1 pseudogene is annotated in these 607 nt (G+C 24.1%); it reads right to left on the reverse strand.

From position 1 onward, the window contains the following. Positions 1 to 62: 62 nt before the first annotated feature. Positions 63 to 607, reverse strand: a pseudogene (locus BBA70_RS03625) (hypothetical protein); the annotation flags it as partial.

Here is a 607-nt window from a genome sequence, read left to right on the forward strand (position 1 = left end):
GTCATGATGATAAAATGATGAGTTTATGATGATAAAATGATGATTTAAATAATTTATTTGTTTTATGATTTTTCTTTTGTTAAATATCTTTTATAATCAGGACGCATTTTTTTAACCCGATAGCCCTGTTTATTTTTGGTTAAAAATAATTTGATGTGTTTTAAATCTTCCGATTGATAATAAATAACATTTAATCCTTTTTTATAATTTGTTTTTATAGGATTGTTATATTTATCTACTTTTTTAGCATCTAATTTATATAATTTTAAAGTTTCTAGTTTGTCTATGGTTATCTTACTTATTAATTCTTTAATATAATCTTTTTGTTCGTTAAGATAATTAATTTGGAAGATAGGGAAATGTGTTTTAAGGGTATTATTTTGGTGTTTTGGGGGTGATATGGGGTTGGTTAGGGTTTGATTATTATTATCGTTTTCGGAAGAGTGATTTTTGATTATTTCTATTCTATACTTTTTCATTTCATCTAAGATTTGAGGGTCTACAAATAGAGTTTGGTTTTTAGGGCGGTAGTTTGTTTGTTGATAGGAATTTTTCTTTTTTAGAATGAGAAACAATTGTAATATTTAATAATTCTCCTTTTAATGTT

The sequence above is a fragment of the New Jersey aster yellows phytoplasma genome (assembly GCF_002554195.1).
GTDB lineage: Bacteria > Bacillota_I > Bacilli_A > Acholeplasmatales > Acholeplasmataceae > Phytoplasma.